The following is a 9,122-nucleotide window of genomic DNA, read 5'->3' on the forward strand; positions in this document are numbered from 1 at the left end:
AAGGTTCGCGGGCGGTACGGCTCCTCGGAGGCGTGCCGCCCGTACCCTTGCAGTAACGAGTCGGGCGTCAAATAGCGGGCGCCCCTGACTGAAGGATCACCAACATGCTGATCGCTCAGCGTCCCTCGTTGACCGAAGAGGTCGTCGACGAGTTCCGCTCCCGGTTCGTCATCGAGCCGCTGGAGCCGGGCTTCGGCTACACCCTCGGCAACTCCCTGCGCCGGACGCTCCTCTCCTCGATCCCGGGTGCGGCGGTCACGTCCATCCGCATCGACGGCGTGCTGCACGAGTTCACCACCGTGCCGGGCGTCAAGGAGGACGTCACCGACCTGATCCTCAACATCAAGCAGCTGGTCGTCTCCTCGGAGCACGACGAGCCGGTCGTGATGTACCTGCGCAAGCAGGGCCCGGGTCTGGTCACCGCCGCCGACATCGCGCCCCCGGCCGGTGTCGAGGTCCACAACCCCGACCTCGTCCTCGCCACGCTCAACGGCAAGGGCAAGCTGGAGATGGAGCTGACGGTCGAGCGCGGCCGCGGTTACGTCTCCGCCGTGCAGAACAAGCAGGTCGGCCAGGAGATCGGCCGTATCCCGGTCGACTCCATCTACTCGCCGGTCCTCAAGGTCACGTACAAGGTCGAGGCGACCCGTGTCGAGCAGCGCACCGACTTCGACAAGCTGATCGTCGACGTCGAGACCAAGCAGGCGATGCGCCCGCGCGACGCCATGGCGTCCGCCGGCAAGACCCTGGTCGAGCTGTTCGGTCTGGCCCGCGAGCTCAACATCGACGCCGAGGGCATCGACATGGGCCCGTCCCCCACGGACGCCGCCCTGGCCGCCGACCTGGCGCTGCCGATCGAGGAGCTGGAGCTCACCGTTCGGTCGTACAACTGCCTCAAGCGCGAGGGCATCCACTCCGTGGGCGAGCTCGTCGCCCGCTCCGAGGCCGACCTGCTCGACATCCGCAACTTCGGTGCGAAGTCGATCGACGAGGTCAAGGCGAAGCTGGCGGGCATGGGTCTCGCGCTCAAGGACTCGCCTCCCGGGTTCGACCCCACCGCTGCGGCGGACGCGTTCGGCGCGGACGACGACGCGGACGCGGGCTTCGTGGAGACCGAGCAGTACTAAGAAGCTCGGGCCGTCCGGTCCGTTCTTGGGTGCGGGTGCGCTGTGGCTTGTCGCGCAGTTCCCCGCGCCCCTTCCGGGAGCGCCCCTTCGGGGCGACTCCCGGATCTCCGACAGGCGACCGCCTGCTCGGATACTGACTCCGGTACCTGATACGGCCGGGGCAGACACACAGGAGAAGAACAATGCCGAAGCCCACCAAGGGTGCCCGCATGGGCGGCAGCGCCGCGCACGAGAAGCTGCTTCTCGCGAACCTCGCGAAGAGCCTCTTCGAGCACGGCCGCATCACCACCACCGAGGCGAAGGCCCGCCGCCTGCGCCCGTACGCCGAGCGTCTGGTCACCAAGGCGAAGAAGGGCGACCTTCACAACCGCCGTCAGGTGCTCCAGGTCATCACGGACAAGAGCGTCGTCCACACGCTCTTCACCGAGATCGGCCCGCGCTACGAGAACCGTCCGGGTGGCTACACCCGCATCACCAAGATCGGTAACCGCCGTGGCGACAACGCGCCCATGGCCGTCATCGAGCTGGTCGAGGCGCTGACGGTGGCGCAGGAGGCGACCGGCGAGGCCGAGGCCGCGACGAAGCGCGCGGTCAAGGAGGCCGAGGAGGCCAAGGTCGAGGAGACCAAGGCTGACGAGGCCGCCGAGGCTCCCGCCGAGGAGTCCAAGGACGCGTAAGCGTTCCCCGCGCCCCCGAGGGGTGTTGGCGGGCCCGTTCCTTTCGAGGAGCGGGCCCGCTTTGGTGTCGGTGAGAGGATCTGCACGTGAGTGATGAAGCAGCACCCGGTTACGTCCGCGTCCGGCTCGACCTTTCCTACGACGGTTCCGAGTTCTCCGGTTGGGCCAAGCAGGCCGGCGGGCGACGGACCGTCCAGGGGGAGATCGAGGACGCGCTGCGGACCGTCACCCGGTCCCGGGAGACGTACGAGCTGACCGTGGCGGGGCGGACCGACGCCGGGGTGCACGCCCGGGGGCAGGTCGCGCATGTCGATCTGCCGGAGCAGGTCTGGCGTGAGCACCACGAGAAGCTGCTGAAGCGGCTCGCCGGGCGGCTGCCCAGGGACGTGCGGGTGTGGGCGCTGCGGGAGGCGCCCGACGGCTTCAACGCGCGGTTCTCGGCGGTGTGGCGGCGCTACGCGTACCGGGTCACCGACAACCCGGGCGGCGTCGACCCGTTGCTGCGGGGCCATGTGCTGTGGCACGACTGGCCGCTCGACGTCGACGCGATGAACGAGGCCGCGCGGCGGCTGCTCGGCGAGCACGACTTCGCGGCCTACTGCAAGCGGCGCGAGGGTGCGACCACCATCCGCACCCTCCAGGAGCTGAGCCTCGTACGGGGCGACGACGGGATCGTCACCGCGACCGTCCGCGCCGACGCCTTCTGCCACAACATGGTGCGCTCGCTCATCGGGGCGCTGCTGTTCGTCGGGGACGGGCACCGCGGGCCCGAGTGGCCGGGCAAGGTCCTCGCCGCGGGCGTCCGGGACTCGGCGGTGCACGTCGTACGGCCGCACGGGCTGACGCTCGAGGAGGTCGGCTATCCGGCCGACGAGCTCCTCGCCGCCCGTAACAAGGAGGCGCGCAACAGGCGGATGCTGCCCGGTGCGGCCGGGTGCTGCTGACGGGGACGCGGTCCCGCGCTCAGCGGGCCGGCGCCCAGCGGGCCGGCGCCCAGCGGTCCGGCGCTCAGCGGGTCACCGGTTCGCCGCAGCCGACGCCTGGGCCTGGCCGCGGCGGCTGATCTGCTGGAAGGCGAAGTCGGCGAGGCCGTCGCCGGTCGTGAAGACCTGCGCGTCCTTCTTCGTCACGTCCTTGCCGTTCGTGAAGCCGGTGATCGTGAAGTAGGCGTAGCGGCCGTAGGAGTTGGTCGTCGAGCGGCAGATCGCGCCGGCGCAGAAGGGCTTGACGCCGGAGCCGTCGAGGGCCTTGACGATGCTGCGCTTGTCGGCCTGGCTCTTGGCCTTGAGGGCCTGCGCCTCGGTGTCGAAGACGGCCACGCCGACGGTGGCGGCGATGCCGTCCTTCACATAGGTGACGCGCATCATCCGGGTGCAGCCGTTGTCGGTGAGGACCTTGGGCAGGGTGCCCTGGACGGCGCCGGCGCAGGTGGTGGTGTCGGCCTTGCCGGCCTTCTTGTAGACCGTCGAGCCCATCGTCAGCTGGGTGCCGGGGAAGAGGATGTCCGGGCCGTTGGGCGCGGTGTCCTTGGCCTTGCTGGAGACGAACTCCTTCGGGTCCAGCGGCGGCGGCGCGCTGGTCGGGGCGAAGGAGGGGGTGCCGGAGGCGCTCGGCAGGCCGCCGCTCGCGGGGAGCGAGGAGGTCGGTCTGCTCGGTTTGTCGTCGTCGTTCGCCGACACCACTGCCATGGCGACGGCGGTGCCTATCGCGAGGGTCGCGACGGCGCCCCCGCCTATCAGGAGCACGCGTCGGCGCCTGCTGCGGCTCTCGGACGCCTCGGCGAGCGCGGCCCAGTCCGGAGTCGGATCCGAGGCGCCGGCGGTCCACGGCTGTTCGGAGTTCGGTTTCCAGGGATCCCACTGGGACTGAGGTCCCCCCTGCCCATAGCTCATGGGGCGCATCTTAGACGGGCACGGGCGGTGCTCGGCCTCCGTGCAGGTCCGCGGAGGGCCCGCGAGGCGGGGCGGACTCGTTTTGACCTGGCTCGGGCGGCCCGGGTATCCTGCATCTTCGTTGTGTATTGGCTTGCTCATTCTCACGGGACGGGCCCTTACACCGGTCCACCGGGCCGATGACCAGCGACCAGCACGCGGTTTGCGTCACCGCTGTGCGGTCAGGGCTGTCGTGATCGTCTTCGGTGACCTGTCAGGACCACTCACTCGAAGCGAAGGCTACGAACCGTGCGTACGTACAGCCCCAAGCCCGGCGATGTGACGCGCCAGTGGCACGTCATCGACGCTCAGGACGTTGTCCTGGGCCGTCTCGCCACCACTGCCGCCTCTCTCCTGCGCGGCAAGCACAAGCCGATCTACGCCCCTCACGTCGACACCGGTGACTTCGTCATCATCATCAACGCCGACAAGGTGCACCTGTCGGGCAACAAGCGGAACCAGAAGATGGCGTACCGCCACTCCGGCTACCCGGGCGGTCTGCGCTCGGTCCGCTACGACGAGCTGCTCGACAAGAACCCGGAGAAGGCCGTCGAGAAGGCCGTCAAGGGCATGCTCCCCAAGAACTCGCTGGGCCGTCAGATGCTCTCGAAGCTGAAGGTCTACAAGGGTGACCAGCACCCGCACGGCGCGCAGCAGCCGCAGCCGTTCGAGATCACCCAGGTCGCGCAGTAAGTCCGGCCACACCACCCCAAGCACAGAGAATCTGAGGAGAACCGTGGCCGAGACCACTGCCGAGCAGCCGCTCGAAGAGCTTGACATCGACAGCTACACCACCGAGTCCGACGTCCCCGTCGAGGGCGAGTACACCTCGGAGTCGCTGGCTTCCCGCTTCGGCGAGCCGCAGCCGGCCGCCGGCCTGGGCCGTCGCAAGAACGCCATCGCCCGCGTCCGGATCGTCCCGGGCACCGGCAAGTGGAAGATCAACGGTCGCACCCTCGAGGACTACTTCCCGAACAAGGTGCACCAGCAGGAAGTCAACGAGCCGTTCAAGGTCCTGGAGCTCGAGGGCCGCTACGACGTCGTCGCCCGCATCGCCGGTGGCGGTGTCTCCGGTCAGGCCGGTGCGCTGCGTCTCGGTGTCGCCCGCGCGCTGAACGAGGCCGACGTCGACAACAACCGCGGCCCGCTGAAGAAGGCCGGCTTCCTCACGCGTGACGACCGTGCGGTCGAGCGCAAGAAGGCCGGTCTGAAGAAGGCCCGCAAGGCCCCGCAGTACAGCAAGCGCTAAATCTCAGCTGCCTGCACGTACGTCGAACGCCCCGGCGGCACGCCATTGTGCCGTCGGGGCGTTCGTTTTATCGCAGACCTGGGCGTATAACGGCACAAGATGCTCAAAGGGTTGTGTGATCGGATGCTAAGGGCATCAAATGCCTGGGTGCGGGGCCGGCGCCGACCGTCCGGGGCACCCGTGACGATTACGCAACTGATGTTTCCTCAGGAGGACACGTGGGACGACTCTTCGGCACGGACGGCGTGCGCGGTGTGGCCAACGCGGATCTCACGGCCGAGATGGCGCTCGGCCTGTCCGTGGCCGCCGCACACGTACTGGCCGAGGCGGGCACGTTCGCTGGCCACAGGCCGACGGCCGTGGTGGGACGTGACCCGCGCGCGTCCGGGGAGTTCCTGGAGGCCGCGGTGGTGGCCGGCCTGGCGAGCGCCGGGGTGGACGTGCTCCGGGTGGGCGTACTGCCCACGCCCGCGGTGGCGTACCTGACCGGCGTGCTCGGCGCCGACCTCGGCGTGATGCTGTCCGCCAGCCACAACGCCATGCCGGACAACGGCGTCAAGTTCTTCGCCCGCGGCGGGCACAAGCTCGCCGACGAGCTGGAGGACAAGATCGAGAGCGTCTATGACGAGCACCGCACCGGCGCTCCCTGGGACCGTCCGACCGGTTCCGGCGTCGGCCGCGTGCGCTCCTACGACGAGGGGTTCGACCGGTACGTCGCCCACCTCGTCGCCGTTCTCCCGAACCGGCTCGACGGGCTGAAGATCGTCCTCGACGAGGCGCACGGCGCGGCCGCCCGGGTCTCGCCGGAGGCGTTCACGCGGGCCGGCGCGGAGATCGTCACGATCGGCGCCTCGCCGGACGGGCTCAACATCAACGACGGCTACGGCTCCACCCACCTGGACAAGCTGAAGGCGGCGGTCGTCGAGCAGGGCGCCGACTTCGGCATCGCGCACGACGGCGACGCCGACCGCTGCCTGGCCGTGGACCACACCGGCGAGGAGATCGACGGCGACCAGATCCTGGCCGTGCTCGCCCTCGCCATGCGGGAGCGGGGCGTGCTCCGCTCGGACACCGTCGTCGCCACCGTGATGTCCAACCTCGGCTTCAAGCTGGCCATGGAGCGCGAGGGCATCCGGCTCGTCCAGGCCGCCGTGGGCGACCGGTACGTGCTGGAGGAGATGAAGCAGCACGGATACGCGCTCGGCGGCGAGCAGTCCGGGCACGTGATCATCCTGGACCACGCGACGACCGGTGACGGCACGCTGACCGGGCTGATGCTGGCCGCCCGGGTCGCGCAGACCGGGCGGTCGCTGCGGGAGCTGGCCTCCGTGATGGAGCGGCTGCCGCAGGTGCTGGTGAACGTGCCCGACGTCGACAAGTCGCGGGTGTCCTCCTCGGCGGAGCTGGCCGCGGCCGTGGACGAGGCGGAGCGGGAGCTCGGGACCACCGGGCGGGTGCTGCTGCGGCCCTCCGGGACCGAGCCGCTGGTCCGGGTGATGGTCGAGGCCGCCGACATCGAGCAGGCCCGAGCCGTCGCCGGCCGCCTGGCCGACGCGGTGAAGTCCGCGCTCGGATAGTCAGCCGCGTTTCCCCCAGGCCCACTTCTGGATCAGCAGGGTGAGCGTCCCGGCGAGGATGATGCCCAGCAGATTCAGCAGGAGCTGCTGGGTGGATCCCCAGGTCTGCCTGGTGTCGCCGTAGCTGAAGGCTACGGCGGCATTGGCCGCGGCGGGGACCGTCGTGACCGAGATGGCGACGCCGACCAGCGCGCCCGACTTCGCGGAGGTGAGGGAGAGCGTGCCGGCGGCTCCCGCCAGAACCGCCACGACGAAGGAGAACCAGTCGGGCGCGTAGACGAAGCCCGTGTTGGGCCGGTCGGCCTCCAGCTGCGCCTTGGTGAACAGGCCCACGGCATCCATGAACAGGCTGAATCCGGCGGTCACCGCCATCGCCGCTGCGAAGCCGACCAGCAGGGCGATGAGGGAGCGCACGGCCAGCCGCGGAGTGCGCTGCACGATCGCCGTGGAGACGCCGGCCAGCGGGCCGAACTCGGGGCCCACCGCCATCGCGCCGACGATCAGGACCGCGTTGTCCAGCACCACACCGCAGGCCGCGATCATCGTCGCCAGGACGATGAAGGCCAGGTAGGTGACGGAGAGAGTCGACTCCTCGTGGGTCGCGTCGGTCAGATGCTCCCAGAGCACCGCGTCGGCGGGCTCGCCCGGCGCCTCGGCCTCCGCCTTGTCGGCGCGCAGGGAGAGGGAGAGGTCGATGTTCTCGACGGCGATCGAGCCGCTCTTCTGAAGGCCCAACTCCTGGAGCGAGCTGAGCAGTTCGTCGCCCGCCTCGCGGGCCACGTCGCACAGGACGACGTCGCCCTCAGGGTTGCGGGCGGCCCCGGGCAGCACCACCAGGTGGGCGGTGCCGACGGTGTTCTCGATCAGGCGGACGACGTCGTCGGTCTGCCCGGCCGGCGAGATCAGGCGCAGATGCAGCATGACGTCTTTCTAGCGCATCACAGTTTGCGCAGGCTCAGCCGCTGCACCTTGTGGTCCGGGCCCTTGCGCACGACCAGCGTGGCGCGGCCGCGGGTGGGGGCGATGTTCTCCGTCAGGTTGGGCTTGTTGACGGTGCGCCACATCGTGCGGGCGTAGTCGAGGGCCTCCTCCTCGGACACCTGGGTGTACTTGCGGAAGTACGAGGACGGGTCCTGGAAGGCGGTGGCGCGCAGCTTGCGGAAGCGGTTGAGGTACCAGCGCTCGATGTCCTCCACGCGGGCGTCGACGTACACGCTGAAGTCGAAGTAGTCGGCGAGGCCTACGCGGGTGCGGCCGTCCTTGCCGGGCAGCGCGGGCTGCAGGACGTTCAGCCCCTCGACGATCAGGATGTCCGGGCGGCGGACGGTGAGCCGCCGGTCGGGGACGATGTCGTAGATGAGGTGGGAGTACACGGGGGCCGTGACCTCGTCCTTGCCGGCCTTGATGTCGGCCACGAAGCGGGTGAGGGCGCGGCGGTCGTAGGACTCGGGGAAACCTTTCCGCGACATCAGGCCGCGGGACTGCAGTTCCCTGGTGGGGAGCAGGAAGCCGTCGGTGGTGACCAGTTCGACGCGGGGGTGCTCGGGCCAGCGGGACAGCAGGGCCTGCAGGAGCCGGGCGACGGTCGACTTGCCGACGGCGACCGAGCCGGCGACGCCTATGACGAAGGGGGTGCCGGCCTGGGAGCCCTGCTCGCCCAGGAAGGTGTTGAGCGCGCCGCGCAGACCGTCGGTGGCGCCCACGTAGAGGTTGAGGAGACGGGAGAGCGGGAGGTAGATGTCACGGACCTCGTCGAGGTCGATGACGTCGCCGAGCCCGCGCAGTCTCTCGACCTCGTCGGCGGTGAGCGGCAGCGGCGTCTTGTCGCGCAGCGCACTCCACTCACAGCGGGTGAGGTCGACGTAGGGAGTCGCCTCCGGCCTGTGCCGGTGGGCGCTCCGGGGCATCGGGGAGACCGGAGAGATCACGCTCCATTGTTAACGGAGTTTGAACCCGATGGCGGGTGGGGTCCGTCACGCAGGCCCGGCCGGGCCGGTGAGGCTCCGCCGGGCGTGGCGGAGGGCGGCGCCGGCGTCCGCGTCCCGGTGACGGGGACGCGGACACCGGCGTACGTCACGGTGCTACCGCGTCGGCCGGCTCAGCGGTTCACTCGTTGAACCATTCGGAGAACACGCAGCCGCCGCCGCCGTTCCAACAGAGCTCCATCCGGTAGCTGGCCAGCTGGCCGACGTTGTAGCCCTTCTTGTCGCAGCCGGAGTTGCCGCCGTCGTCGACGGTCGTCGCCACCGACGTCACACCGCCGATGTTGCGGACCCACAGCGTGCCGGTGACGCCGTGGCCGTCGGCCTTGGTGTCACAGACCTTGAAGACGTCTCCGTCGTCGATGAACTTCATGTAGCCGCGGCCCTGCGGGAGCGTGATGGTCTTGTCGGAGACGGCCTGGGCGGAGGGCGCCAGGGTGACCACCATGGCGGCGGCTCCGGCGCCGGCCAGGGCCAGACGGCTGAAGGTGGACTTGAACATGGTTCCTCTCTCCCGGGGCACGGCGAGGCGCCCCCTGTGTGCGGAAGGACATGACGTCCTGCTGGAGGAAGTGCTCT

At 69.8% G+C, this 9,122-nt stretch carries 10 protein-coding genes; 6 read left to right on the forward strand and 4 right to left on the reverse strand.

Annotated features, from left to right (window positions below):
- Positions 1 to 104: 104 nt before the first annotated feature.
- The 3 genes from EV567_RS17615 to truA all read left to right on the forward strand — a co-directional run bounded on the left by EV567_RS17615 (position 105) and on the right by truA (position 2,748).
- Entirely contained in the window at positions 105 to 1,127 is a 1,023-nt protein-coding gene (locus EV567_RS17615; RefSeq protein WP_003966937.1) for a DNA-directed RNA polymerase subunit alpha, read from the forward strand.
- A 182-nt stretch (positions 1,128 to 1,309) separates the two neighbouring features.
- Positions 1,310 to 1,804 (forward strand): 50S ribosomal protein L17, encoded by a 495-nt coding sequence (gene rplQ / locus EV567_RS17620; protein WP_130441075.1) that lies wholly within the window; start codon positions 1,310 to 1,312, stop codon positions 1,802 to 1,804.
- Between the two features lie 86 nt (positions 1,805 to 1,890).
- Positions 1,891 to 2,748 carry a tRNA pseudouridine(38-40) synthase TruA gene (gene truA, locus EV567_RS17625; RefSeq protein ID WP_130441077.1) on the forward strand — a complete coding sequence of 286 codons (858 nt, stop codon included), beginning with the start codon at positions 1,891 to 1,893 and terminating at the stop codon, positions 2,746 to 2,748.
- A gap of 72 nt (positions 2,749 to 2,820) precedes the next feature.
- Here truA and EV567_RS17630 read toward each other — a convergent pair whose 3' ends face one another.
- On the reverse strand, positions 2,821 to 3,696 hold the full coding sequence (locus tag EV567_RS17630; RefSeq protein ID WP_130441079.1) for a hypothetical protein: 876 nt from the start codon (positions 3,694 to 3,696) through the stop codon (positions 2,821 to 2,823).
- A gap of 288 nt (positions 3,697 to 3,984) precedes the next feature.
- On the opposite strand from EV567_RS17630, the gene rplM reads away from it, so the two are divergent.
- The 3 genes from rplM to glmM all read left to right on the forward strand — a co-directional run bounded on the left by rplM (position 3,985) and on the right by glmM (position 6,561).
- The gene (gene rplM, locus EV567_RS17635) at positions 3,985 to 4,428 is read left to right on the forward strand and encodes a 50S ribosomal protein L13 (RefSeq protein WP_130441081.1); all 444 of its coding nucleotides are present in this window, start codon (positions 3,985 to 3,987) and stop codon (positions 4,426 to 4,428) included.
- Between the two features lie 43 nt (positions 4,429 to 4,471).
- The gene (gene rpsI / locus EV567_RS17640; RefSeq protein ID WP_130441083.1) at positions 4,472 to 4,984 is read left to right on the forward strand and encodes a 30S ribosomal protein S9; all 513 of its coding nucleotides are present in this window, start codon (positions 4,472 to 4,474) and stop codon (positions 4,982 to 4,984) included.
- A gap of 218 nt (positions 4,985 to 5,202) precedes the next feature.
- Entirely contained in the window at positions 5,203 to 6,561 is a 1,359-nt protein-coding gene (gene glmM, locus EV567_RS17645) for a phosphoglucosamine mutase (RefSeq protein ID WP_130441085.1), read from the forward strand.
- Here glmM and EV567_RS17650 read toward each other — a convergent pair whose 3' ends face one another.
- From EV567_RS17650 to EV567_RS17660, 3 genes are all read right to left on the reverse strand, one after another.
- Positions 6,562 to 7,482 carry a DUF389 domain-containing protein gene (locus EV567_RS17650; protein ID WP_130441087.1) on the reverse strand — a complete coding sequence of 307 codons (921 nt, stop codon included), beginning with the start codon at positions 7,480 to 7,482 and terminating at the stop codon, positions 6,562 to 6,564. It lies immediately after the preceding gene.
- Between the two features lie 17 nt (positions 7,483 to 7,499).
- Positions 7,500 to 8,468: a type I pantothenate kinase gene (gene coaA, locus EV567_RS17655; RefSeq protein ID WP_165430423.1), complete on the reverse strand. Its 969-nt coding sequence runs from the start codon at positions 8,466 to 8,468 to the stop codon at positions 7,500 to 7,502.
- Between the two features lie 199 nt (positions 8,469 to 8,667).
- Positions 8,668 to 9,045 carry a hypothetical protein gene (locus EV567_RS17660; RefSeq protein WP_130441091.1) on the reverse strand — a complete coding sequence of 126 codons (378 nt, stop codon included), beginning with the start codon at positions 9,043 to 9,045 and terminating at the stop codon, positions 8,668 to 8,670.
- Positions 9,046 to 9,122: the final 77 nt, after the last annotated feature.

The organism is Streptomyces sp. BK239 (genome assembly GCF_004217285.1).
Taxonomy (GTDB): domain Bacteria; phylum Actinomycetota; class Actinomycetes; order Streptomycetales; family Streptomycetaceae; genus Streptomyces.

Coding starts and splice junctions, on each gene's coding strand:
- EV567_RS17660 (WP_130441091.1), bottom strand. CDS start 9,045: ATGTTCAAGTCCACCTTCAGCCGTCTGGCCCTGGCCGGCGCCGGAGCC.
- EV567_RS17615 (WP_003966937.1), top strand. CDS start 105: ATGCTGATCGCTCAGCGTCCCTCGTTGACCGAAGAGGTCGTCGACGAG.
- rplQ (WP_130441075.1), top strand. CDS start 1,310: ATGCCGAAGCCCACCAAGGGTGCCCGCATGGGCGGCAGCGCCGCGCAC.
- coaA (WP_165430423.1), bottom strand. CDS start 8,468: ATGCCCCGGAGCGCCCACCGGCACAGGCCGGAGGCGACTCCCTACGTC.
- EV567_RS17650 (WP_130441087.1), bottom strand. CDS start 7,482: ATGCTGCATCTGCGCCTGATCTCGCCGGCCGGGCAGACCGACGACGTC.
- EV567_RS17630 (WP_130441079.1), bottom strand. CDS start 3,696: ATGAGCTATGGGCAGGGGGGACCTCAGTCCCAGTGGGATCCCTGGAAA.